General features: G+C 38.9%; 23 protein-coding genes and 1 other annotated feature. All 23 genes read left to right on the forward strand.

The window, feature by feature from the left end:
- Positions 1-178 precede the first annotated feature (178 nt).
- The 23 genes from rsmH (at position 179) to ileS (ending at position 26602) form a co-directional block, all read left to right on the forward strand.
- Positions 179-1114 carry a 16S rRNA (cytosine(1402)-N(4))-methyltransferase RsmH gene (gene rsmH / locus AC2YJL_RS03125; protein ID WP_050689682.1) on the forward strand — a complete coding sequence of 312 codons (936 nt, stop codon included), beginning with the start codon at positions 179-181 and terminating at the stop codon, positions 1112-1114.
- 33 nt (positions 1115-1147) lie between these two features.
- A complete protein-coding gene (gene ftsL / locus AC2YJL_RS03130; protein ID WP_251568776.1) occupies positions 1148-1507 on the forward strand; it encodes a cell division protein FtsL in 360 nt (119 codons plus the stop codon).
- A 5-nt stretch (positions 1508-1512) separates the two neighbouring features.
- On the forward strand, positions 1513-3759 hold the full coding sequence (locus tag AC2YJL_RS03135) for a penicillin-binding protein (RefSeq protein WP_195695960.1): 2247 nt from the start codon (positions 1513-1515) through the stop codon (positions 3757-3759).
- 69 nt (positions 3760-3828) lie between these two features.
- Positions 3829-5745 carry a stage V sporulation protein D gene (locus AC2YJL_RS03140; RefSeq protein ID WP_013084856.1) on the forward strand — a complete coding sequence of 639 codons (1917 nt, stop codon included), beginning with the start codon at positions 3829-3831 and terminating at the stop codon, positions 5743-5745.
- 211 nt (positions 5746-5956) lie between these two features.
- Positions 5957-7420 (forward strand): UDP-N-acetylmuramoyl-L-alanyl-D-glutamate--2,6-diaminopimelate ligase, encoded by a 1464-nt coding sequence (locus AC2YJL_RS03145; RefSeq protein WP_050689679.1) that lies wholly within the window; start codon positions 5957-5959, stop codon positions 7418-7420.
- Positions 7421-7481: 61 nt separating this feature from the next.
- Entirely contained in the window at positions 7482-8456 is a 975-nt protein-coding gene (mraY, locus tag AC2YJL_RS03150) for a phospho-N-acetylmuramoyl-pentapeptide-transferase (protein ID WP_013058961.1), read from the forward strand.
- Positions 8457-9806, forward strand: coding sequence for a UDP-N-acetylmuramoyl-L-alanine--D-glutamate ligase (gene murD, locus AC2YJL_RS03155; protein ID WP_013058960.1), 1350 nt, complete (start codon positions 8457-8459; stop codon positions 9804-9806). It begins immediately after the preceding gene.
- A gap of 61 nt (positions 9807-9867) precedes the next feature.
- Positions 9868-10968, forward strand: a complete 1101-nt coding sequence (gene spoVE / locus AC2YJL_RS03160; protein ID WP_050689678.1) for a stage V sporulation protein E — start codon at positions 9868-9870, stop codon at positions 10966-10968.
- A gap of 540 nt (positions 10969-11508) precedes the next feature.
- A complete protein-coding gene (gene murB, locus AC2YJL_RS03165) occupies positions 11509-12414 on the forward strand; it encodes a UDP-N-acetylmuramate dehydrogenase (RefSeq protein ID WP_013058958.1) in 906 nt (301 codons plus the stop codon).
- Between the two features lie 153 nt (positions 12415-12567).
- Positions 12568-13326 carry a cell division protein FtsQ/DivIB gene (locus tag AC2YJL_RS03170; protein ID WP_050689676.1) on the forward strand — a complete coding sequence of 253 codons (759 nt, stop codon included), beginning with the start codon at positions 12568-12570 and terminating at the stop codon, positions 13324-13326.
- A gap of 426 nt (positions 13327-13752) precedes the next feature.
- Positions 13753-15048, forward strand: coding sequence for a cell division protein FtsA (gene ftsA, locus AC2YJL_RS03175; protein ID WP_013058956.1), 1296 nt, complete (start codon positions 13753-13755; stop codon positions 15046-15048).
- A gap of 41 nt (positions 15049-15089) precedes the next feature.
- Positions 15090-16247, forward strand: coding sequence for a cell division protein FtsZ (gene ftsZ, locus AC2YJL_RS03180; protein ID WP_013058955.1), 1158 nt, complete (start codon positions 15090-15092; stop codon positions 16245-16247).
- A gap of 276 nt (positions 16248-16523) precedes the next feature.
- Positions 16524-17447: a sigma-E processing peptidase SpoIIGA gene (gene spoIIGA, locus AC2YJL_RS03185; protein ID WP_013084851.1), complete on the forward strand. Its 924-nt coding sequence runs from the start codon at positions 16524-16526 to the stop codon at positions 17445-17447.
- A 30-nt stretch (positions 17448-17477) separates the two neighbouring features.
- On the forward strand, positions 17478-18197 hold the full coding sequence (gene sigE, locus AC2YJL_RS03190) for an RNA polymerase sporulation sigma factor SigE (protein WP_013058953.1): 720 nt from the start codon (positions 17478-17480) through the stop codon (positions 18195-18197).
- 148 nt (positions 18198-18345) lie between these two features.
- Complete coding sequence (gene sigG / locus AC2YJL_RS03195; protein WP_013058952.1) at positions 18346-19125, forward strand: RNA polymerase sporulation sigma factor SigG; 780 nt, start codon at positions 18346-18348, stop codon at positions 19123-19125.
- 348 nt (positions 19126-19473) lie between these two features.
- Entirely contained in the window at positions 19474-19728 is a 255-nt protein-coding gene (locus tag AC2YJL_RS03200; RefSeq protein ID WP_013058951.1) for a YlmC/YmxH family sporulation protein, read from the forward strand.
- 74 nt (positions 19729-19802) lie between these two features.
- A complete protein-coding gene (pgeF, locus tag AC2YJL_RS03205; protein ID WP_195695962.1) occupies positions 19803-20624 on the forward strand; it encodes a peptidoglycan editing factor PgeF in 822 nt (273 codons plus the stop codon).
- 7 nt (positions 20625-20631) lie between these two features.
- Positions 20632-21315, forward strand: coding sequence for a YggS family pyridoxal phosphate-dependent enzyme (locus AC2YJL_RS03210; RefSeq protein ID WP_195695963.1), 684 nt, complete (start codon positions 20632-20634; stop codon positions 21313-21315).
- 16 nt (positions 21316-21331) lie between these two features.
- Entirely contained in the window at positions 21332-21799 is a 468-nt protein-coding gene (locus AC2YJL_RS03215; RefSeq protein ID WP_195695964.1) for a cell division protein SepF, read from the forward strand.
- 3 nt (positions 21800-21802) lie between these two features.
- Positions 21803-22072, forward strand: a complete 270-nt coding sequence (locus AC2YJL_RS03220; protein ID WP_014458382.1) for a YggT family protein — start codon at positions 21803-21805, stop codon at positions 22070-22072.
- Positions 22073-22122: 50 nt separating this feature from the next.
- Positions 22123-22896 (forward strand): YlmH family RNA-binding protein, encoded by a 774-nt coding sequence (locus AC2YJL_RS03225; protein ID WP_251568775.1) that lies wholly within the window; start codon positions 22123-22125, stop codon positions 22894-22896.
- An 84-nt stretch (positions 22897-22980) separates the two neighbouring features.
- Positions 22981-23475, forward strand: a complete 495-nt coding sequence (locus AC2YJL_RS03230) for a DivIVA domain-containing protein (protein ID WP_013058945.1) — start codon at positions 22981-22983, stop codon at positions 23473-23475.
- Positions 23476-23544: 69 nt separating this feature from the next.
- Positions 23545-23765, forward strand: a binding site (T-box leader).
- A gap of 71 nt (positions 23766-23836) precedes the next feature.
- Positions 23837-26602 carry an isoleucine--tRNA ligase gene (gene ileS / locus AC2YJL_RS03235; RefSeq protein WP_028410772.1) on the forward strand — a complete coding sequence of 922 codons (2766 nt, stop codon included), beginning with the start codon at positions 23837-23839 and terminating at the stop codon, positions 26600-26602.
- Positions 26603-26742 lie beyond the last annotated feature (140 nt).

Here is a 26742-nt window from a genome sequence, read left to right on the forward strand (position 1 = left end):
TAACAAAATGACACTATTTGTGACAAAAAGACAAAATTCTACTTAATTCTTATATAAATAGCTGAAATAATGTTGAACTTTGATATATAATATAAACGTGTATATATATCAAAGAAAAACACCGTTTTTTGCTTTTTGTATACATAACTAAGTAGTTTAGAAAGAAGTAGGTGTCATAATGTTTAATCACACAACTGTTTTGCTTAAAGAAGCAGCGGAAGGCTTAAATATTAAGCCGGATGGAGTATATGTCGACTGCACGCTTGGCGGAGCAGGTCATAGTGAATATATCGTAAAACAGCTATCAGAAAAAGGGAAATTAATTGCGTTTGATCAAGACGATGTCGCTCTGGCAAATGCAAAAGAGAAATTGGCCCCGTATCTAGACAGAGTTATTCTAATCAAAAGTAATTTTCGCTATTTAAAAGAGCAGCTAATGAAACATGGAATTGAAGAAGTAGATGGAGTATTATTTGACCTCGGAGTCTCGTCTCCTCAGTTGGATACACCAGAGCGAGGGTTCAGCTTTCATCATGATGCCCCGCTTGATATGCGCATGGATCAAAACTCAATGTTTTCTGCGTACAACGTAGTAAATGAATGGCCTTATGAAAAACTTGTGAAAATCTTTTTCCAATACGGAGAAGAAAAGTTTTCGAAACAAATTGCCCGCAAAATTGAAGCATATCGAGAGTCTAAACCAATTGAAACAACGCTAGAGCTGGTTGATCTTATTAAAGATGGGATTCCAGCGCCAGCTAGAAGAACGGGTGGACATCCGGCAAAACGAATTTTCCAGGCTATTCGAATTGCTGTAAATGATGAGCTTCAAGTATTTGAAGATGCAATTGAACAGTCTATGGATGTGATCAAAAAAGGTGGACGTGTAAGTGTTATTACCTTCCACTCACTTGAAGACCGAATTTGTAAAGTTGCGTTTAAAAATGCAAGTACGGTTCCGCAGCTTCCGCATGGACTGCCAATTATTCCAGAAGAATTTAAACCTAAAATGAAAGTTATTACAAGAAAACCTATTTTACCTTCAGAAGAAGAGATAGAAGAAAATAAGCGCGCGCGCTCGGCAAAGCTTCGAATTGTTGAGAAATTAGTGTAATTAAAGGGTTTAATCAAAGAGGAGGGGACGAGAATGAACAATGTAGCATACAAAGTAAGAGAGCAAGATCAGCAGCAGAAGCAGCAAAAGACGGTACGTCAAGTTGTTCGGAAGACAAAAAGAAAAATCACGGTTGGTGAAAAAATTGTGTATTCGGGATTTTTCGCACTCATGCTGTTTGGGTCTGTGCAAATCATTTCAAATCAATCTTCGCTTTATAGCATCAGTGAAGAAGTGCAATCACTTGATGGAAAGATTGACAAGCAAGAAGCAAAAAACAATGAGTTAAAACTACAGGTAACAGAGTTAAGTGCATACGATCGTATTTGGACAAAAGCAAAAGAACTTGGACTAAAATTGAATGAAAATAACGTAAAAGTCGTTAACGATTAATTGCGATGACTACGCCAAGAAAAAATAGCAATATTAGTACAGGAGCAGCAATATTAATTTTAATATTTGCATTGCTCTTTTTTGTATTAGCCATCAGGTTCTTTTACATCCAAGCGACGGGTAAAGCAAATGGAGAAGCTTTAGCCGAAATTGCACAAAAACAGCACACGCGAACGTCCAAAATTGAAGGACAGCGCGGTACGATTTACGATCGAAACGGAGAAGCAATCGCCCAAGACACGGGTGCTTATACGGTTGTGGCGATTTTAGATAAAAAACAAACAAAAGACAAAGATCACCCGCAGCACGTAGTAGACCCTGAAAAAACGGCTGAAAAATTAGCCCCATTGTTGAAGATGGATGAGTCTAAACTTGAAAAAATGATGTCTAAAGACGTCTTCCAAGTCGAACTTGGCCCCGGAGGCCGTGACATTGATAACGTGCTAAAGCAAAAAATTGAAAAACTAAATCTCCCAGGCATCACGTTTTTACGCGATTCGAAGCGCTTCTATCCAAACGGTGTATTCGCCTCAAGTATTTTAGGATACGCACAAAAAGATGATACGGGTAAAATCGTAGGGAAAATGGGAATCGAAAAAGTATTTGATAAGCAGCTTTCTGAAGAAGATGGATATGTAAAATACGAAGCTGCTAAAAATGGAATTAAGCTTCCGGATCCAAAAGAGTCAATTGTAGCTCCGAAAAATGGAGACAGCGTCACGCTTACGATTGATGAAAAAATTCAAACGTTTTTAGAGGATGCAATGACAGCGGCCGCTAAAGAATATAAACCAGAAGAGCTAATGGCAACGGTAGTGAATCCCAAAACCGGTGAAATTTTGGCGATGTCAAACCGCCCTTCATTTGACCCAAATATTCGTGATATCACTTCTTACCGTAATCCGTTTGTTGAAAACAGCTATGAACTTGGTTCAACAATGAAAATCTTTACGCTAGCAGCCGCGATTGATGCAGGCGTCTATAACGGCGAAGACCGCTATCAGTCGGGATCTTATAAAGTAACGAAAAACAGCGTTCCGATTAATGACCACAACGGCGGAGTCGGCTGGGGAGCTATTACATTTAATGAAGGAATTCAAAGGTCTTCTAATGTAGCGGTTGCCATTTTAGCCAACGAAAAATTAGGTACCGACCGTTTGTATAAATACTTGGACAAGTTTGGCTTTATGGATAAAACAGGAATTGACTTGCCAAACGAAGCTTCTAGCAAGTTAGTGACGAAGTACCCGAGAGACCGCGTAACCACTGCGTTTGGACAGGCGTCTGCTTTTACGCCTATTCAAGAAATTCAAGCGGCTACTGCGATTGCAAATGACGGGAAAATGATGAAGCCTTACGTGATTAAACAAGTAGTCGATGAAACAAATAAGAGAACGATTAAGAAAACAAAACCTACCGTAGTAGGACAACCTATTTCTAAAAAAGCAGCGAACGAAACGCTAGATATTTTAGAAACCGTTGTTTCTTCTGATGACGGAACAGGGAAACCTTACGCAATTGAAGGATATGATGTCGCTGGAAAGACGGGAACAGCTCAAATTCCTGGTCCTAACGGAGGCTACTTGCATGGACACGGGAAAAATTTCATTTCCTTTATGGGCTTTGCACCTGCTAAAGATCCAAAGCTGCTTGTCTATGTAGCCGTTAAAAATCCAACTCTCACGCCTCAAGAGACGGGTACTGCACCGCTTACAGCCGTATTTAATCCGGTGATGAAAAACAGCCTGCAGTACTTAGGGGTGGAGCCTGAAAAAACAGACGAAGACGGAAAGAAAACAGAAGAGAAAAAGGTAGATTCAGAAATTACGCTTAAATCTTACGTTAACGAATCAGTTGACAGTGCTGTGAAAGACTTAAAACAAAAAGGACTTGTTCCTGTTGTAATAGGTAAAGGAGATACGGTAGAAAGCCAATCACCTACTTCCGATACCATTGTCACTGGTCAACGCGTGTTCATTAAGACAAATGGAAAAGCCACAATGCCTGATTTAACAGGTTTTTCACATCGTGATGTTATTCGCTTTAGTGAATTTGTCAACGTTCGACCTAGCGCACTTGAAAATGGTTATGTTGTAAGTCAAAGTATTAAAGCAGGCGATCCGTTAAAAGCAGGAACGTATCTGAAAGTGGAACTTGAAACGCCTAAAGAATTTTCAAGCACGTTAAATAAGTTAAAAGAAACGGAAAAAAGTGAGTCTGATAGTAAAAAAGACGATAAGCAACTTGACTAGAAATTAAGTTCTAGTGAATCCTGTACAAGCATATATTGGAACGAGCCGATTCAGAGGAGGTTCTAATATATGCGGGTATCAGGAGTCACAGTTCGTAAAAGGCTAGCCATTGTTTTGTTTGTCGGTTTTATTGTGTTTTTGATTATTGATACAAGGCTTGGATATGTACAGTTGCTGACTGGGGATACGCTAACTGAAAAAGCCAAAGACTTATGGAGTCGGAATATTCCTTTTGAACCTGAAAGAGGAAAGATACTAGATCGCAATGATGTGGCACTAGCTACAAATAAAAGTGCACCGACCGTTTTAGTTATGCCAAGACAAGTTGAAAATCCAGCTGTTACGGCTGAAAAGTTAGCAAAAGTGCTGGGAGCATCGAAAGAAAAAGTATATGAACAAATAACAAAAGCTTCTTCTAGCGTATATTTGCGTCCTGAAGGAAGAAAAATTTCACATGCGAAAGCAAATGAAGTGCGAAATTTAAATTTAAAAGGCGTATATATAGCTGAAGATTCGAAGCGGTACTATCCGTTTGGAAGTTATTTGTCGCATGTATTAGGCTTTGCGGGAGTAGATAATCAAGGGTTAACAGGCCTTGAATTATATTATGATAAAGAGCTAAAAGGACAAAAAGGTTCAGTTAAATTGTATTCGGATGCTAAAGGTAAAAAGATGCCCAATATAGCCGATGACTACACAGCACCTGTGGACGGGCTGGATTTGAGATTGACCATTGATTCACGTGTGCAAACGATCATGGAGCGTGAGTTGGATAATGCTCAGACAGCTTATAATCCAGATGGTATGATTGCCATTGCCATGAATCCTAAAAACGGTGAAATTTTAGGTATGTCAAGTCGTCCGGGCTTTGATCCTACGGATTTTAAAAATGTGAAGCCTGAGGTGTATAATCGCAATCTTCCAATCTGGAGCGTATATGAGCCCGGATCAACGTTTAAGATTATTACACTGGCAGCTGCTCTTGAAGAAAAGAAAGTGGATTTACTAAAAGATCAATTTTACGATGATGGAGCCGCGGAAGTTGGCGGAGCGAGACTTCGCTGCTGGAAAAAAGGCGGACATGGACAGCAGTCTTTTTTAGAAGTTGTACAGAACTCATGTAACCCTGGTTTTGTGGAGCTTGGGGAACGTTTAGGAAAAGAGAAATTGTTCAAATACATTAAAGAATTTGGCTTTGGTCAAAAAACAGGTATTGATTTACAAGGGGAAGCAAAAGGGATATTGTTCCCGCTTGAGCGCGTAGGTCCGGTTGAACAAGCTACAACAGCTTTTGGGCAAGGGGTTGCTGTTACGCCTATTCAACAGGTAGCTGCTGTTTCAGCAGCCGTAAACGGTGGAACGCTTTATGAACCTTATATTGCCAAAGAGTGGGTAGATCCAACTACCGGAAAAGTTGTAAGCAGTCATAAGCCGGTTGCTAAGCGAAAAGTTATTTCCGAGGAAACGTCTAAGCAAGTGCGTTTTGCTCTTGAAAGTGTAGTAGCACAAGGAAGCGGAAAAGGAGCTTTTGTGGAAGGGTACCGCGTTGGAGGAAAGACGGGTACTGCGCAGAAAGCTCAAAATGGAAAGTATTTGAAAAACAATCACATCGTTTCTTTTATCGGCGTTGCACCAGCAGATAACCCTGAAATTGTCGTGTATGTTGCGGTTGATAACCCAAAAGGCACCATTCAGTTTGGTGGAGTTGTAGCAGCTCCGATTGTAGGTAAAATGATTGAAGACAGTTTGCGTGTGATGGACGTTAAACCGCGTAAAGGACAAATTGAAAAAGAGTTAACGTGGCTGGACACACCAATGATAAAAGTACCAAATGTCGTAGGAATGTCAAAAAAAGAGTTACAAGAACAGCTACTTAATTTAAAATTAGATGTGAGCGGCGAAGGAGATAAAGTGGTCAAGCAGTCTCCTGCAGCCGGAACGAAAGTTAAAGAAGGCGAAACGGTTAGAATTTATATGGGAAAATAAAAATCTCTATAAACCATTATTCTTCCTTGCATGATAATCAGCAGGTTACTCTGCGTGTGAACATGAAATCAACAAATAAGCCTTGGGGGTGTTCCCTCCGGGCTTCTTTTTCTGTAAAATGTAATAGGTTAGGTGCTAGAAAAAGAAGAATAGTTGCCATAGCGTCTTATAACAAACGTTTCACTTTACAAATAGAGAGGACATGGTAGGAATGGATTTACGAGAACTACTAACACATTTACATGATTTTGTTCAGCTTCCTGAACAGAATATTGATATTACGTCAATTGAAATGGATTCAAGAGAAGTTAAGCCTGGAGCATTGTTCATTTGTATAGACGGCTATACAGTTGATGGCCATAGCTTTGCACAGATGGCTGTGGAAAAAGGGGCAGTAGCAATCTTAGCAGAGAAGCCTGTGGATGTAGAAGTGCCTGTTGTACGTGTGAAGAGTACAAAACGAGCAATGGCAGTGCTAGCGGATGCTTTCTACAATCAGCCCACACAAAAAATGCATTTAATTGGTGTAACAGGCACAAATGGAAAAACAACAATTACACATTTAATTGAGCATATCTTTAAATCACAACATAAAAAGACGGGTCTAATTGGAACGATCGAAATTCGTATTGGTGATACGTCTTATGATGTGAAAAACACAACGCCTGAATCGCTGACGCTCCAAAAAACATTTCACCAAATGGTGGAGGAGAATGTAGAAGTAGCGATGATGGAAGTATCATCTCATGCACTTGACTTAGGACGCGTACACGGGTGCGACTTTGATGTTGCGGTATTTAGTAACTTAACGCAAGATCACCTGGACTATCATCATACAATGGAAGATTATCGTCGTGCGAAAGGGTTGCTATTTGCACAGTTAGGAAACGCTTATAACCATAATCGTCCTAAATTTGCTGTTCTTAATGCTGATGATGCGGCAACCGAGGAATATATTAAAAACACGGCTGCTACAGTGATTACCTATGGCATTGACCGTGAAAGTGATATTCGTGCAACCAATATTCAAATTACAAACAGCGGCACAACGTTCGACTTGACAACACCGACAGAAACGGTTCGTGTAGAGATGAAGCTTATTGGGAAATTCAGCGTCTACAACGTATTAGCGGCTACGGCTTCATGTTTAGTATCAGGTATCCCTCTGTCAGTTATTGTCGAGGAAATAAAAGTGTTAGAAGGCGTGTCTGGGCGTTTTGAAGTGGTTGATGCGGAGCAAGATTTTACGGTTATCGTTGATTATGCCCACACGCCGGACAGCTTAGAGAACGTGTTAAAAACTGTAAAAGAATTCGCAAAACGCAATATATATGTTATTGTTGGTTGTGGCGGAGATCGAGATCGTACGAAACGACCAATCATGGCTCGAATTGCAGCTGAATACAGTACACAAGCTATTTTGACATCTGATAATCCACGAAGTGAAGATCCATTGGCTATTTTAAAAGATATGGAAGAAGGTTTGGATACAGATAACTATGTGACGATTGCTGATCGTGCAGAAGCTATTCGCTATGCAGTGGAAACAGCGCATGCAGATGATGTTATTGTCATTGCTGGAAAAGGGCACGAGACCTATCAAATTATTGGTAAAAAAGTATTCGATTTTGACGATCGAGAAGTAGCACGCAAAATGATTGAGGAGCGAAAGTAGTAATGAAATGGGTAGAGAACAAAATGAGTCGGAATGAGTTGGAAGTTAAGGAGGGAACATCGTGCTAGAACAATCAATTTTATTGACAATCGGCGTAGCCTTTTTGATTACGGTTGTATTGTCGCCGATTTTTATTCCCTTCTTAAGAAGATTAAAGTTTGGTCAAAGTATTCGTGATGAAGGCCCGAAATCTCACCAGAAAAAATCAGGTACACCTACAATGGGCGGTATCATGATTTTATTATCTATTATTGTGGCAACTCTTATTATGGTCAATCAGTATGCAGAACTTACATATAAGACGTTTCTATTATTATTTGTCACAATCGGATTTGGTTTATTAGGATTTCTAGATGATTTTATAAAAGTAGTGTTAAAGCGTAACCTTGGATTAACATCCAAACAAAAGTTTTTAGGTCAGGTTGTCATTTCAATTATTTTTTACTTTATTGCAAGACAGTTTGAGTTTTCAACTGAAGTGACGATTCCAGGAATTAAAGACCCAATCGATTTAGGTTGGTTTTATGTTGTTTTCCTTATCATCTGGCTTGTTGGTTTTTCAAATGCGGTTAACTTAACGGATGGATTAGACGGACTTGTATCTGGTACAAGTGCGATTGCTTTTGGTGCATTTGCAGTTCTTGCCTGGAATGCAGAGCAGTTTGAACTATCTATTTTCTCAGTTGCTGTAGTAGGAGCTGTGTTAGGATTTTTAGTGTTTAATGCCCATCCTGCAAAAGTATTTATGGGAGATACGGGTTCTTTAGCGCTAGGAGGAGCTATCGCTACGGTGGCTGTCTTAATGAAAATGGAATTCTTGCTTGTTATTATCGGTGGTGTGTTTGTTATTGAAACACTATCTGTTATTATTCAAGTCGCATCTTTCAAAACAACAGGAAAACGTGTGTTTAAAATGAGCCCGCTTCATCACCATTACGAGCTAAGCGGCTGGTCGGAATGGCGCGTAGTTATGACTTTTTGGGCTGTAGGACTATTATTTGCAATGCTTGGAATTTATATCGAGGTGTGGATTTAAATGAAATCAGTCAATACGTATCAAGGTAAACAAGTACTTATTTTAGGATTAGCCAAGAGCGGTTTAGCAGCCGCTCAGTTAGTTAAACAGCTTGGTGCTAAAGTAGTCGTTAATGATCAAAAACCGTACGAAGAGAACGTAGCAGCACAGGAATTAGAAAAAACGGGCATTGAAGTTGTCTGTGGACATCATCCGCTTGAGCTTTTAGACAAAGCGGATGTTATTGTAAAAAACCCTGGGATTCCGTATTCAAATGTTCTATTGCAAGAAGCATTAAAGCGAAATATTCCGATTTTAACAGAAGTAGAATTGGCTTATGAAATTAGCGAAGCGCCTTTTATCGGAATTACGGGAAGCAATGGGAAAACAACAACAACAACGCTAATTTATAAAATGTTAGAAGAAGATCAAAAGCAGCCGTTGATTGCTGGAAATATTGGAACAGTAGCTTGTGAAGTGGCGCAAAAAGCAACAAAGGACAATGTAATTGTAACGGAGCTTTCTTCTTTTCAGCTGATGGGAATTGAAAAATTCCGTCCGAAAATCTCTTTATTATTGAATTTGTTTGATGCTCACTTAGACTATCATGGTACCAAAGAGGAATATATCAAAGCGAAAGCAAATCTCTTTAACAATCAAACAAGTGAAGACTTTGCCGTTATTAATGCGGATGATGAGCTAGTGATGAAAGCTAGTGCAGATGTTAAAGCGACAAAAGTACCTTTTTCTGTTACAGCTCAAACGACAGAAGGAGCGTATATTAAAAACGAAACCATTTTCTTTAAAGATGAAGAAGTGATGTCCTTAAAAGATGTAGTGCTGCCAGGCAAACATAATCAAGAAAACATTTTAGCAGCTGTATCCGTTGTGAAGCTGTACGGCTGTTCAAATGAAGCTATTTACCGCGTGCTCACAACGTTTGCTGGTGTTAAACACCGCGTTCAATATGTCACGACAATCAACAAACGTAAGTTTTATAATGACTCTAAAGCTACGAATATGCTTGCTACAAAAGTAGCTCTTTCCGCTTTTTCGCAGCCGACGATTTTACTTGCAGGTGGACTCGATCGCGGCAATGAGTTTGATGATTTAAAAGAAGAGTTTAAAAATGTGAAAGCTGTTATTACGTTTGGTGAAACGGCTCCTAAAATTGAACGCGTAGCAAAAGAAGCGGGAATACAAATTGTAAAACGTGTCGATAATGTTAAACAAGCAGTTTCAGAAGCATATGCTTGTTCAGATGAAGAAGATGTTATTTTATTATCTCCTGCTTGTGCAAGCTGGGATCAATTTAAAACTTTTGAAGAACGTGGTGACATCTTTATTGAATCTGTGCATAAACTGAAATAAGGGCTTGTCTAAACACCTAGAAAATACACTAGCCCTAATCTATTTTTAGAGGTGTGTGACAGTGTCGACAAAAAGGTCTACCCCAGATTTTTTTCTCATAATCGTTACGCTTTCCTTGCTAACCATCGGCCTTATTATGGTATACAGCGCAAGTGCGGTATGGGCTACATACAAGTTTAATGATTCTTTTTTCTTTGCTAAACGCCAGCTCTTATTTGCAGGGCTTGGAGTATGCGCGATGTTTGTCATCATGAATATTGATTATTGGATGTGGCGTACGTGGGCAAAGCCAATTGTAATCATTTGCTTTGTTATGCTGGTACTTGTATTGATTCCGGGAGTAGGGCTAGTACGAAATGGGTCGCAAAGTTGGATAGGTGTTGGAGCGTTTTCGATTCAGCCTTCAGAATTTATGAAGTTTGCTATGATTATATTTTTAGCGAAATATTTATCAGAAAACCAGAAGAAAATTACATCCTTTAGAAAAGGAATGTTACCTGCATTATTATTGGTTTTCTTACCGTTTGGCATTATTATGATGCAGCCGGATTTAGGAACTGGAACGGTGCTTGTTGGAACTTGTTTAGTCATGATTTTTGTTTCAGGAGCAAAAGTAAGTCACTTTGCAGGTCTTGGGTTGCTTGGCGTTGCCGGTTTTGCAGGACTTGTTTTATCGGCTCCTTATCGGATTAAACGCATCACCTCATTTTTAAATCCTTGGGAAGATCCGCTTGGAAGCGGGTTTCAAATCATTCAATCTCTTTATGCAATTGGACCGGGGGGATTGCTTGGATTAGGGTTAGGGCAAAGTAGACAAAAGTTCTTTTATTTGCCGGAGCCTCAAACTGATTTTATTTTTGCTATTCTGGCAGAAGAGCTCGGTTTCATCGGTGGAACACTCGTTCTACTTTTGTTTAGCTTATTGCTTTGGAGAGGAATTAAAGTAGCGCTCGGAGCACCTGATCTTTACGGAACGTTTTTAGCCTTAGGAATTATTTCAATGGTTGCGATTCAAGTCATGATTAATATAGGCGTGGTAACAGGTCTTATGCCTGTTACGGGAATTACGCTTCCATTTTTAAGCTACGGCGGATCATCGCTGACGCTCATGCTGGCAGCAGTTGGAGTTTTGTTAAATGTTAGTAGATATTCTCGCTATTAATTGAAAAAAATTGTATAATGTCAAGTAGGCAATGGTCTACTGAAGTAAACCGTCATCTTAAATCCAAGTGCACGCCGGATTTTGTTGGCGGTTTATTTTCGATTTTTTACAGGTAGATGATATTTTTGTATGAAATGTTTTTAAAATGTAATGTTGTGATAACCAATTTTGAGTCCAACTATGGTATGATGTGTAAGGTTAAATGTTTTATCTTAGTGAGTAGGTGAACGTATGTGCACTTATGAGCGTAGCGTTTTTTTATGACTGTCAGCATGTGTTTAACTTCTAAATGAAAAACGATAAAAAAACAATCAAAATTACTTTATATAGCAGATGAACGTACATTCTATGGGTGAATGTCATACGATAAATAAAAATGATGAAATTGACAACAGAATAGAGTGCCTTCGTAGAAAAAATGTATCTTACAAGGTGCTGCTGCTTAGTTATGAATCTGTTCTTATTATTCTTATGCATTAGAAGTAAGGGCGCATTGACATGAAAGTTTTATAACAGCAAAGAGGGTTTTAGGAGGTTCTTATGGAAGCGTTAGTAAAAGAGTTAGTCGAAGCGAATATTGGAAAGGTTCGTGAAAATGAACCGCTAGCAAAACATACAACAATGAAAATTGGTGGTCCAGCAGATGTGCTTGTAGAACCTGATTCTGTTGATCACTTAAAAGTTACGATGGATATTATTAAAAAACACGGCGTGAAATGGAGAGCGATTGGTCGAGGATCTAATCTTCTTGTTTCTGATAAGGGAATTGAAGGCGTGGTCATTAAGCTCGGAGCCGGATTAGATGATTTAACAGTAGATGGAGAGACGGTTACTGTAGGTGGGGGATACCCTAGCATCAAGCTTGCAACAGTTATTACAAAACAAGGTCTGTCTGGACTGGAGTTTTCAAGTGGAATTCCTGGATCTGTGGGAGGCGCTGTTTATATGAATGCAGGTGCCCATGGTTCTGATATGTCTCATGTAGTCGAGAAAGCGCTGATTTTATTTGAAGATGGCACTCTTGAGTGGCTGACAAATGAAGAGCTTCAATTCTCGTATCGTCATTCAATTCTACAAAAAGACCGTCCTGGAGTATGTGTAGAAGCCGTGCTGCGTTTGAAAAAGGGAACGAAAGATGATATTGTGGCGGTCATGCAGAAAAATAAAGACTATCGCCGCGAAACACAGCCTTGGAATTTCCCTTGTGCGGGAAGTATTTTTAGAAATCCGCTTCCAAATTATGCAGGAGACTTAATCGAAAAGTCCAACTTAAAAGGTTTCTCAGTAGGCGGTGCGCAAATTAGTGAGCAGCATGCGAACTTCATTGTCAATACAGGAGATGCAACGGCTTCAGACGTGCTGAATTTAATTGCTCATGTTAAGAAAACAATTAAAGAGAAATTCGATATTGATATTCATACAGAAGTTGAGATTATCGGCCGCTAATTACTCAGCCTGTCGCTGTATGGTTATGCGTGAAAAGGTAGCTTTTATGTGTTTATTCTATGCTATAATGGGGATATTCTCATGAAGCAAAGATTGGAAATAAATAGATGGTAATTCTTCGTTTATTTTCTCAAATGGATAAGGGTGAAAAAAATGGAAAAAGGTAAGTTAATTGTTTTAGAAGATCGGGTACCGAAGCTGCAAGAACAGCGAAAGCAAAAAGCAAATAGACGGCTTATTTTGTATTTATCACTCTTTTTCATCCTTATTTTATTTATTGTATATTCTCAATCTTCTTTGAGTAATGTTTCTAACATTGAAGTACAAGGGAATAAACATGTAAGTGATAAGGATATTGTCAAAGCGAGTGGTCTGTCCAAAAAAACCAGCTACTGGAAAGCTGATGCTGATCGAATTCAAGAAAAAGTCGAAAAAAACCCTGAGGTAAAGGAAGCTGTCATTCACAAAACATTTCCTAATAAGGTCGTAATCGACGTAAAAGAGTACGCAAGAATTGCATATGTAACCTCGGGGAATAAATATTTCCCTGTGAATGAAAATGGAAAAGTTTTAAAAGAAGTAAGTGCTAAGAAAGTGTCATCCGACGCTCCGCTGCTAATTGACTGGAAAGACGGAGACGCTATACAAAGCATGGTTCAAGAATTAGCTAAAACGCCTAAGAGCATAAAAGGGGCTATTTCTGAGATTTACTACGCGCCGACAAAGTCAGAACCTCTTCACATCGAGGTGTTTATGAACGATACGCGTGAAGTAAGCGGGAAAATTAGCAACTTCTCTGATAAAATTGTTCATTACCCAGCTATTGCAAGTAAATTGAGTGATGATCAAAAAGGTATTATTGATTTAGAAGAAGGATATGCATTTAAACCTTATAAAAAGAGCAAGCAGTAATTATTTTTTATAAGTGTTAATTAAAGGAAATAGATGAGCTGAGACTGGCAAACTAGCCCTCGTACATTGTATAATCACATGCAAGTATTCTGCATACATATGATTTTCTTCTCCGTTGCTGTGAAATGGAAATGTAATATTTGTTCTAGGTAAGTTTCGCTTTTCTCAGTGTACATCTTAGTGTAGACTTGTAGTTAAATAGCTTTTTTTCAGTGGATTTTAGGCTTAAATCTAAAAAAAAGTCAAAACCAGAACGTTTTGTTCTTTGAAAGAGATAAAGTCTGTGAAAAACTTGAAAAAAATTGATTTTACAAAAGGGAAACAGATGTATTTGTTGAATATTTTCATATAATAAAAAATTAATATTGTTGTTCTTCTTAATTTATTAAGATGACATGTGCAGAAAGAAAAAGGAGGTGCCAAAGAATGAACAGCAATGAAATATACGTTAGTTTAGACATCGGTACATCCAGTGTGAAAGTAATCATCGGAGAGATGAGTAACGATTCATTGAATATCATTGGTGTAGGGAATGTTAAATCACACGGACTAAAAAAAGGTTCTATCGTTGATATAGATGCAACAGTTCAATCTATTAGAAAAGCAGTAGAACAAGCTGAACGAATGGTAGGCATTACAATTAAAAAGGTTGTAGTGGGCATAAGCGGAAATCATGTATTTTTACAGGATTGTCACGGAGTAGTAGCCGTGTCAAGCGAGAATCGTGAAATTACAAACGAAGATATTCATCGAGTAATTGATGCTGCTCAAGTCATGTCTATCCCACCAGATCGTGAAATCATTGATGTTATTCCAAAGCAATTTATTGTAGATGGCTTAGAAGGTATTAATGATCCTAGAGGTATGATTGGGGTACGTTTAGAAATGGAAGGCACAATCATAACGGGATCTAGAACGGTTTTACATAACTTATTACGCTGTGTAGAAAGAGCTGGTTTAGAAATCAGTGATATTTGTTTACAGCCTCTAGCCGCTGGTTCAATTGCATTATCTCGTGATGAAAAAAACTTAGGTGTCGCACTGGTAGATATCGGTGGAGGTTCAACAACCGTTGCGATCTTTGACCAAGGACATTTGAAAGTAACAAATGTACTAGCTGTTGGCGGAGAGCACATTACCAAGGATTTATCGATTGGCCTTCGCACATCGACTGAAGATGCGGAAAATATTAAGATAAAGCATGGACATGCTTTCTACGATCATGCTTCTGAAGAAGAAGTATTTAGTGTACCGATCATTGGAAGCGATCAGCATCAGCAGTTTAATCAGCTTGAAATCTCTGATATTATTGAAGCTAGATTAGAAGAGATTTTAGATATGATTACGCAGGAGGTAAATCGCCTAGGATACAAAGATATTCCAGGAGGATTTGTTTTAACAGGCGGAGTAGTAGCGATGCCTGGTATCCTTGAGCTAGCTCAAGTAATTTTAAAGAATAACGTGCGCATAGCAGTGCCTGATTATATTGGAGTACGTGAGCCGCATTATACAACAGGCGTAGGATTAATAAAATTTGCATACAAAAATGCTAAAATACAAGGCCGGGAAATTGGAGCGCCAGTTGTGGAAGAAGAGCCGATTGAGCAAGAAATGATCAAACCTAGCCCGAAACCACAGCAGCCGCAACAATCAGCTGAGCAGCCGAAAAAGAAAAATGACCAAAATTTAATGAAGAAGTTTTTTGGATACTTCTTTGATTAACGTTACGGATTGGTAATTTCGAAGAATTAGGAGGAACTATCATGTTGGAGTTTGATACAAGTGTAGACCAATTAGCGACGATTAAAGTAATCGGTGTCGGAGGCGGCGGTAACAACGCGGTTAACCGAATGATTGAACATGGCGTCCAAGGTGTAGAATTCATTGCAGTTAATACAGATGCACAAGCATTAAATTTATCAAAAGCTGAAACAAAAATGCAAATCGGCGCTAAATTAACAAGAGGATTAGGTGCAGGTGCTAATCCAGAAGTTGGTAAAAAAGCAGCTGAAGAAAGTAAGGAACAAATCCAAGAAGCACTAAAAGGTGCAGACATGGTTTTCGTAACAGCTGGTATGGGTGGAGGAACTGGAACTGGTGCAGCTCCAGTCATTGCCCAAATTGCTCGTGAGCTAGGAGCACTAACGGTAGGTGTTGTTACTCGTCCGTTTACGTTTGAAGGCCGTAAGCGTTCTACTCAAGCAGCAGGCGGTATTGCGTCAATGAAAGAAGCAGTGGATACGCTGATTGTTATCCCGAACGATCGCTTATTAGAAATCGTTGATAAAAACACGCCAATGCTAGAAGCGTTCCGTGAAGCGGATAACGTATTGCGACAAGGTGTGCAAGGTATTTCAGATTTAATCGCAGTTCCTGGATTAATTAACTTAGACTTCGCTGACGTGAAAACAATTATGTCTAACAAAGGATCTGCCCTTATGGGTATCGGTATTGCGACTGGTGAAAACCGTGCTGCTGAAGCGGCTAAAAAAGCTATTTCAAGTCCACTTCTTGAAACATCTATCGATGGAGCTCAAGGTGTATTAATGAACATCACAGGCGGTACAAACCTAAGTCTTTACGAAGTACAAGAAGCTGCAGATATCGTTGCTTCGGCTTCTGACCAAGAAGTGAACATGATCTTTGGATCTGTTATTAACGAAAACCTAAAAGACGAGATTGTTGTTACAGTTATTGCAACTGGCTTTAGTGACCAAGATTTATCACAGCCAAAACCAGGTCGTCCTTCGTTATCCGCGAATCGCATGCAGCAATCGACACAGCAGCCGGCTCCCCAGCCGAAGCGTGAAGTAAAGCGTGAAGAACCTGTACAGCAAGAATATACGCGTCCATCTCAGCCACAGTCTGAAGATGCGCTAGATATTCCAACATTCTTACGAAACCGTAATCGTAGACGCTAAGAAAATAAAAAGCCAAGACCTCTGTTTTATACAGAGGTCTTTTTTTATGCAATGAATCTAGAAAAATCAAAAAGAATATAAAAAACATTCGACATGGTCAATATGATGCCTTCAAAGGGTTTATGTTTTCTTTCTAAAAGTGGTGTGACAAATATCGAATGATTTCCTCAAAAATACTGCTTGTTTCTCGGCATGAACTGACAGACTTTCTAATAGGATGTACTATATACTAATTTTTAACAGAAAAATTCAGAAAGAATGGAGAGGTTATAAACATTGCCAATCTATTTAGATTTAATATGGATGCTGAATTTTGGGTTAGATACGATTTTACTAATGTTATGTGCAGTTGTACTTAAACGGAATTACAAGTGGTGGCGGCTTTTGCTTGGCGGCTTTATCGGTTCATTAATTGTCCTTCTTATGTTTACGCCTTTTTCTCATCTCATGGTTCATCCTGCTATTAAAATTTTATTCTCTTTTTTTATGGTATTGATGACGTTTGGTTACAAACGACTGCGCTTTTTCTTTGAGAATTTATTAACGTTTTATTTTGCAACCTTTGTTGTTGGTGGAGGGTTAATGGGCGTTCACTTTTTATTTCAAGATCAGTTTCTTGTTCTTAATCAAATGGTTGATACAAAATCTCCACAGTTTGGTGATCCTATTAGCTGGATATTTGTTCTTATCGGTTTTCCGCTATTATCTTATTTTTCAAAAGCACGAGTTGATGATTTGCGAATGAAAAACATTACATTTGATCAGCTGGTAGATGTGGAAGTTATTTTAAACGAACAGACGCTGTCGATGAAAGGACTTATTGATAGTGGAAACCAGCTTGTAGATCCACTGACGAAAACCCCGGTTATGATTGTTACAGCAGATTCTTTAAAAGAAATATTGCCTGAAGGCTTAATGGAATTAAGCAAAAATGTCCAATCCTTTTCACACAGCGAAGATATTGATCAAGAGTGGTATTCAAAAGTCCGCTTTGTCCCTTATCGAAGCGTGGGCCAAGCCAATCAGCTGCTGCTTGCTCTAAAGCCAGATATGGTAAGGCTGGTGCATCAGTCCAATACGATTGAAGTCACTAAAGTATTAGTAGGTATTAGTCATACAACGCTTTCAGTGGAGAAGCAATATGAATGTATTGTTCATCCGAAGCTCATTGTTATTGGCGAAGTAAGTTCCGCATCGTAAAAGGTGTGAACAAATAAAGGAGGATACAGAATGGCTACATATCGAATTCGATTTCAATTATGGTGGTACAAATTATTAATTAAACTTAAGCTAAAAACAGATGAAGTGTATTATATAGGAGGAAGTGAAGCTCTTCCACCACCTTTAACAAAAGATGAAGAAGAAGTTCTCTTAAAAAAACTCCCATCAGGAGATGAAGCAGCCCGTTCACTATTGATTGAGCGTAATTTGCGACTGGTTGTTTATATTGCCCGCAAGTTTGAAAATACGGGAATCAATATTGAGGATTTAATTAGCATCGGCACCATCGGTTTAATTAAAGCAGTAAACACGTTTAATCCTGAAAAGAAAATTAAGCTAGCGACGTACGCCTCTCGCTGTATTGAAAATGAAATTTTAATGTATTTGCGCCGCAACAATAAAATTCGATCTGAAGTTTCATTTGATGAGCCGTTAAATATTGATTGGGATGGAAACGAACTGTTATTATCTGACGTGATGGGAACCGAAGAAGATATCATCACAAAAGACCTGGAAGCCAATGTAGATCGAAAACTTTTGTTGAAAGCACTGCACCAATTAAATGATCGTGAAAAGCAAATTATGGAGCTTCGCTTTGGGCTAGCCGGCGGAGAAGAAAAAACACAAAAAGATGTAGCTGATATGCTAGGCATTTCTCAGTCTTATATTTCAAGGCTTGAAAAACGAATTATTAAACGGCTGCGAAAAGAATTTAATAAAATGGTTTAAGTAAAAAAGCTGATGGTATAAGGGCTGATAAGCATCTTATACCATCAGCTTTTTTAGTGTAGAATTGTCAGAATTGTAAAAGTGCATATTTTTTCCTTCGGAGGAGATACTGAATTCAGAACATCATCTCCTGTTAGGAGGGAAAGAGTTGACAAGAAATAAAGTAGAAATTTGTGGAGTAGATACTTCGAAACTTCCCGTGTTAAAAAATGAAGAAATGCGAAAGTTGTTTAAACAAATGCAGGCTGGGGATGGAACAGCAAGAGAAAAGCTAGTAAGCGGAAATTTACGTCTCGTACTCAGCGTGATTCAACGTTTTAACAATCGTGGAGAATTTGTTGATGACTTATTTCAGGTTGGGTGTATTGGATTAATGAAATCCATTGACAATTTTGATTTAAGTCAAAACGTGAAGTTTTCTACATATGCTGTCCCAATGATTATAGGGGAAATTCGCCGCTATTTACGTGACAATAATCCAATCCGTGTTTCTCGTTCCCTTCGTGATATTGCTTATAAAGCTCTTCAAGTTCGTGAAAGGCTTATGAGTGAAACATCTAAGGAACCTACAGCTGAGGAAATTTCAAAAGTCCTAGAAGTGCCCCATGAAGAAATTGTGTTTGCTTTAGATGCTATCCAAGATCCGGTTTCTCTATTTGAACCTATTTACAATGATGGTGGAGACCCAATCTATGTCATGGATCAGCTAAGTGATGAACGCAACCGTGATTCAACTTGGATTGAAGAAATTGCTTTGCAAGAAGGTATGAGAAGATTGAACGAGCGAGAAAAACTAATTTTACGAAAGCGCTTCTTTCAAGGTAAAACGCAGATGGAAGTGGCTGAAGAAATTGGTATTTCTCAAGCGCAGGTTTCTCGTTTAGAAAAAGCTGCTATTAAACAGATGAATAAAAATATTCAAAGTTAACAAAAGCTATTTAAACTGGCAGCTGCTGGCGTTCATACAATTAATACCATTCACTTTATTTGATGTTCAACTTAATAAGCATCGTGTCTATAAAAAAAGACGCGGTGCTTATTTTGTATGTGTCAATGTATAATACATGACCAAAAGATATTCATATCAGATTTCCTATTACTGTGAGGACTTTTAGCTACTCGTTGAGAATGTCTCTTGATGAAAAGCTGTGTAATTAGTGAAGAAAATGCCTATAGAACGAGAATGGCAGAGAAAAAATAAGCTTTTCCTTCATGAAATGAAAATTTGAAAATATATATAGGCTAAGGAATAAAGTTGGCTATAGGGGGAGAGAGCATGTTAAAGATTTCAGAATTCCAGCTGAAGGATGTAGTGAATGTAGCTGATGGCAAAAAACTTGGAAATGTAGGGGATATTGATATTGACTTAACAACGGGAAAAATACAGGCCGTCATTATCGGGGGCTCTCGTGTATTGGGCTTCTTTGGAAAAGATGATGAAATTGTTATTCCGTGGAAAAATATTGTGAAAATTGGTTCTGATGTCATTTTAGTACGTTATAAAGACGCATTTCAGCCTGAAGAGAATTAGTTTTTTGTCAACAGCACCTAGCAATCTGTGGTACAATATGTGAGAACAAATGAAACAAGGGATGTGTCACATACATGAATCCTGAGCCATTAAAAAAAAGTCATCACGACTCGTTTATGTGGCTGAGCCCTTGGGTAGAAAAGAATGATATGCTTGTTGCTGGTTTCACCACAAAAAATGGTGGTGTGAGTAAACCTCCATTTGCTTCTTTTAACCTAGGGCTTCACGTAAACGATAACGTAGAAGATGTTATTACAAATAGAAAAATTTTAGCAGCCGAACTAGACATGTCTTTTGAAAGCTTTGTATGTGCTGAACAAGTACATGAAGCAACTGTTCAAAAAGTAACAAAAGCCGACTGTGCAAAAGGAATCTACAAGTACGAAGAGGGCATAAAAGCAACGGATGGCATTTATACAAATGAATCTGATATTTTGTTAGCTTTATGTTATGCAGATTGTGTTCCGCTGTACTTCTATGCGCCTGATCACCATTTAGTTGGTCTAGCTCATGCCGGTTGGAAGGGAACAGTGAAAGATATTGCAGGAAATATGATTCGACGTTGGGTAGAGCAAGAAAATGTTCCGATTGAAGATATTTACGTGGCGATTGGACCTTCGATTGAAGATTGCTGTTATGTTGTCGATAACCGTGTCATTACGCAAGTAAACGAAGCAGTTGGCCAAAATGGATATCAAGAAGTAAGCCCTGGACAATACGCGCTTAATTTAAAAAAAGTCAATAAGCTGCTGATTCAAAACGCAGGCGTATTGCCGGAACGAATTTTAACATCGTCGTATTGTACAAGCTGTGAAGATGACCTGTTCTTCTCACATCGCCGCGACCAAGGGAAAACAGGACGCATGTTTAACTTCATAGGCTTTAAGGAGGAGTAATTACATAGTGACAGCTAGCGTAAGTGAAAATCTAGAAGCAGTTCAACAAACAATTGCTGAAGCGTGTAAAAAAGTTAATCGAAATCAAAAAGATGTAGAGCTGATTGCTGTAACAAAATACGTTTCCACGAAACGAGCAGCAGAAGCAGTGGATGCAGGCATTTTACATCTCGGAGAAAACAGGGATGAAGGTCTTCTAGAAAAGTATGAATCAATCGGTAAGAAAGCGACCTGGCATTTTATCGGAAGCTTACAAACAAGAAAAGTAAAAAATATGATTGATAAAGTTGACTATATTCATTCACTAGACCGATTATCTTTAGCAAAAGAAATTGATAAACGTGCAGGACATCGTATAAAATGTTTTGTACAAGTTAATGTTGCCGAAGAACAATCCAAGCATGGCCTTGCTGTAGAAGACGTAATTCCATTTATTCAATCACTTGAAGAATTTGCAAATATTCAAGTGGTCGGATTAATGACCATGGCTCCTCACACAGATGACGAGTCTACGCTTCGCAGCTGTTTTCAAGGTCTAAAAAAATTGCAGAGTCGTATACAAGAACTAAACTTGCCATATGCACCGTGTACAGAGCTATCAATGGGAATGTCAAACGATTATGCAATTGCAATTGAAGAAGGAGCGACATTCATTCGACTAGGAACCACGTTAGTTGGGAATGAACGTTAAGGAGGTGTAATTCAAGATGAGTATGAAAAATCGCTTTAGAAGTTTTTTTGCTCTTGATGACGATACTGAATATGTAGAAGAACATTACGAACAAGAAGAGTCGGTAGAAGAGCCTGTACAGCAATCGAGACCAGCAGCGAAAGCTAGTCAGCAGCTGAATCAGCAGCAAAATGTGATTAGCTTGCAAAGCGTTCAAAAATCATCAAAAATGATGCTTTGCGAACCTCGCGTCTATGCCGAAGCACAAGAAATTACGGATCATTTAAAAAATCGTAAAGTCGTAGTTGTTAATTTACAGCGCATTCAACGAGATCAAGCAGTGAGAATTGTCGACTTTTTAAGTGGTACAGTTTATGCTTTAGGCGGGGACATTCAAAAAATTGGAACCGACATCTTTTTATGTACACCTGATAATGTAGACGTAAGCGGAAGCATTTCAGATATGATGGGAGAACACGATACAACAAACGTAAAGAGGTGGTAGTTTTTGGACATCGTTTTTGGGATTCTTGGGCAATTAATTGGGCTTTACTCATGGGCACTGATTATTTACATTTTGATGTCTTGGGTACCCGATGTAAGGGCATCTAAGTTTGGTCAGCTGCTTGGCAGTATTTGTGAGCCTTACTTAGAGCCTTTTCGTAAAATCATTCCGCCTATTGGCATGATTGATATTTCACCTCTTGTTGCAATCTTTTTACTACGATTTGCGCAAGCAGGGGTACGTTCACTTCACAGTATGGTTGGATTTATTTAAAAAGGAATCGCTGGATTCCTTTTTTACATACCAATAGTAGGAGTAATAATATGTCTATTTATGAACATTTTAGGCAAGAAGAACATGGATTTATTGACCAGGTTCTTCAGTGGAAAGAAGATGTCCTACATCAATACAGCCCAAAATTAACGGACTTTTTAGATCCAAGAGAGCAGCAGATTGTGACGGCTATTGTCGGGACTGAAGGAGAGGTTCAAGTTTCATTTGATGGTGGACAACCGTTTGCTGAACGCAAGCGTGCGCTGCTATATCCGGATTACTATGTACCTCAAAGCGAAGATTTTCAGTTGCGTATGTACGAGCTCAATTATCCTAAAAAGTTTGTGACAATTGAACATCCTCAAGTTCTTGGTTCGGCGATGTCCTTAGGACTGCGCCGTTCAAAATTTGGAGATATTTTGGTCGCAGGAGACGATATTCAGCTTGTAGCTGCAGAGGAAATTTCTTCTTATATTGAGATGAATTTAACATCAATTGGAAAAGCCAAAGTTTCACTTTCTTCTATTCAAAGAGAGCAGCTGCATGTGGTAAAAGAAGAGCTGATTGAACACATTTATACAGTTTCTTCAATGAGGCTTGATGTTTTGCTGTCGACCATTCACAATTTATCAAGACAAAAAGTCCAGCCTTTTATTGCAAATGGAGCGGTAAAAGTGAATTTTAAAGTCGTTGAACAGCCTTCTTTTGAATGTCATGAAGGTGATATTTTGTCACTTCGTGGTCACGGCAGAAGTCGTATCGTTTCACTTGAAGGCAAAACCAAAAAAGAAAAATGGCGAATTGTTGTAGGAAAGCAGAAATAAAGAAATCTACTAGCAGGAAATTTTAAAAATATGTCGAATAAACCATTACTAATGACGTAATGAGACAACACGGAGGTGGCCTAGATGCCTTTAACCCCTTTGGATATTCATAACAAAGAGTTTAATCGCGGATTTCGCGGATATGATGAAGATGAAGTAAATGAGTTTCTTGACCAAGTAATTAAAGACTATGAGCTGGTCATGCGTGATAAAAAGGAGTTAGAAGGAAGAGTATCTGAATTAACAGATCGTCTTGGACATTTTACTAACATCGAAGAAACGTTAAATAAATCAATTTTAATTGCTCAAGAAGCAGCGGAAGATGTGAAGCGAAACGCTGAAAAAGAAGCGAAGCTCATTATAAAAGAAGCAGAAAAAAATGCGGACCGTATTATTAATGAAGCACTGTCTAAGTCTCGTAAAATTGCGATGGACATTGAGGAGACGAAAAAGCAGTCTAAAGTATTTAGAACTCGTTTCAAAATGTTAATCGAAGCACAGCTTGAAATGTTAAACAGCGACGACTGGGATCAGTTGATGGATTATGAGATGCCAGCGCTAGAAGAAAAAATTGACTAGTCAAGACATCATCTTGACTTCTCACGTTTTGTTGTCATATAATTTGGTAACAGATGAAATTTCATATCAAACAGTACGGAGACAGGGACAGTAGCTTTTTTAGTTTGTCAAAGCGAATCGAGGATGGTGCGAGCTCGATAACAAACAAAAAAGTGAAAATCACCCTAGAGTACCATTGCTGAACTGATGATAGTAAGCAGTGGCGGTTTATTCACGTTACGAATGCAAAGAGGATTTGCGTGCAGCAAATCTACTAGGGTGGTACCGCGGGAGGCCTTCTCGTCCCTTTTTGGGATGAGGAGGTCTTTTTGTTATGGTACAAAAAGATATGAAATTTACGTTTTTTTTTGGAGGGTAAAACATGGAATATAAAGATACATTATTGATGCCAAAAACTGAATTTCCGATGCGTGGAAATTTACCGAACCGCGAGCCTAAAATGCAAGAACAGTGGGCTGAAATGAATATTTATGAAAAAGTACAAAAACGTACGGAAGGCCGTCCGCTATTTGTCTTGCATGACGGACCTCCATATGCGAATGGCGATATTCACATGGGACATGCATTAAATAAAATTTTAAAAGATTTTATCGTTCGCTATAAGTCGATGTCAGGCTTCTGCGCACCTTATGTACCAGGCTGGGATACACACGGTTTGCCAATTGAAACAGCTTTAACAAAAAATAAAAAAGTAAACCGCAAAGAAATGACGGTAGCTGAGTTCCGTAAGCTTTGCGAACAGTATGCTTGGGAACAAGTAAACGGCCAGCGTGAGCAGTTCAAGCGTTTAGGCGTACGCGGAGATTGGGATAATCCATATGTAACGCTTCAGCCGCAGTACGAAGCGCAGCAAATCAAAGTGTTTGGTGACATGGCGAAAAAAGGCTACATCTACAAAGGGTTAAAACCTGTGTACTGGTCCCCTTCAAGTGAATCTGCTTTAGCAGAAGCGGAAATTGAGTACTATGATAAGCGTTCAGCTTCTATTTACGTAGCGTTTAACGTAAAAGATGGTAAAGGTGTGCTTGAACAAGATGAAAAATTCATCATTTGGACGACAACACCATGGACAATGCCAGCTAACCAAGGGATTGCTGTCAATCCTGAGCTTCAGTACAGCGTAGTTGAAGCAGATGGAGCAAAATATGTAGTAGCAACTGAACTGATTGAAACAGTTGCTAAAGAAATTGAATGGGCTGACTATAAGACGGTTCGTACGGTAAAAGGTTCAGAACTTGAGCGTGTAGTAGCTGAGCATCCAATCTACAAGCGTGATTCATTAGTTGTTCTTGGCGATCACGTAACAACGGATGCTGGTACTGGGTGTGTTCATACAGCACCGGGACACGGGGAAGACGACTTTATCGTTGGTCAAAAATACGGATTGGAAGTTCTTTGTCCAGTCGACAGTAAGGGTCATATGACGAATGAAGCACCAGGATTTGAAGGATTATTTTATGATAAAGCGAATAAACCGATTACAGACAAACTAGAAGAAGAAGGCGCGCTGTTAAAATTAAGTTTCATTACCCACTCATACCCACATGACTGGCGTACAAAGAAACCAACAATTTTCCGTGCAACGGCACAGTGGTTTGCGTCTATTAAAGATTTCCGTGAAGATTTATTAAAAGCAGTAGAAAAAACAAAATGGGTGCCTACTTGGGGTGAAACGCGACTTTATAACATGGTGCGTGACCGCGGCGACTGGTGTATTTCTCGCCAACGTGCATGGGGCGTTCCGATTCCAGTATTTTATGCTGAAAATGATGAGCCAATCATTACGGACGAAACAATCGAACACGTATCAAATCTATTTAGAGAACATGGATCAAACGTATGGTTTGAGCGTGAAGCAAAAGACTTGCTTCCGGAAGGCTTTACTCATGAAGGAAGCCCAAATGGCCGCTTCACAAAAGAAACAGACATCATGGACGTATGGTTTGACTCTGGTTCTTCACATCAAGCTGTTCTTGAAGAACGTGAAGACTTACAGCGTCCGGCTGATTTGTATTTAGAAGGTTCTGACCAATACCGCGGCTGGTTTAATTCAAGTCTTTCTACAAGCGTAGCTGTAACGGGTGAAGCACCTTATAAAGGGGTACTTAGCCACGGATTTGCTTTAGACGGTGAAGGTCGCAAAATGAGTAAGTCATTAGGAAACGTTGTAATTCCAGAAAAAGTAATGAAACAACTAGGTGCAGATATTTTACGTTTATGGGTAGCTTCTGTAGATTACCAAGCTGATGTTCGTGTATCTGATAACATTTTAAAACAAGTAGCAGAAGTATATCGTAAAATCCGCAACACGTTCCGTTTCTTACTAGGAAACTTAGCGGACTTTAATCCAACAACTGATGCTGTAGCTGTTGAAGACCTTCGTGAAGTAGACCGCTACATGCTTGTGAAGCTGAACAAATTAATTGATAAAGTGAAAAAATCTTATGATTCATATGAATTCTCAAGCATTTATCACGCAGTGCATAATTTCTGTACGATTGATATGAGTTCATTCTACTTGGACTTTGCAAAAGATGTATTGTACATCGAAGCAGAAAATAATGTAGAGCGCCGCAGCATTCAAACGGTCCTTTATGAAACGTTATTATCGTTAACGAAATTAGTGTCGCCAATTCTTTCTCATACAGCAGACGAAGTATGGGTTCACATTCCAAATGTAACGGAAGAAAGCGTGCAGCTAGTTGATATGCCAGAGGTTCAAGAAATCGAGGGAGCAGATCAATTAGTAGAGAAATGGGATGCATTCATGGAGCTTCGTGATGAAGTATTAAAAGCGCTAGAACAGGCTCGTAATGAAAAAGTAATCGGTAAGTCTTTAGAAGCAAAATTAACGCTGTATCCAACAGCAGATACGAAAGAACTGTTAGCATCTATTTCTGAAAATGTAGGTCAACTCTTCATCGTTTCAGATCTTGAGGTGGCAGAAGGTGAAGCGCCTGCTGAAGCACAAAAATTCAGCTATGCTTCAATTGTTGTAAGTAAAGCAGAAGGTGAGAAGTGTGAGCGCTGCTGGGTTGTATCACCAACAGTTGGCGAAGATCAAGATCACCCGACTTTATGTACACGCTGTGCGGATGTTGTAAAAAATCACTACGTTCAGCAGTAATTAACAAAAACACGTCCTTTTTGGGCGTGTTTTTTGCTGTACGAAATTCCCAAATACAATGGTATAAAGCATTTAAAGCCTTAGGAAAAACTTGTGTTGTAGATTCGATGGAAAACTCGGTAAACCTAACATCATTAATA

It is taken from the genome of Priestia sp. SRI_019, from assembly GCF_057586255.1.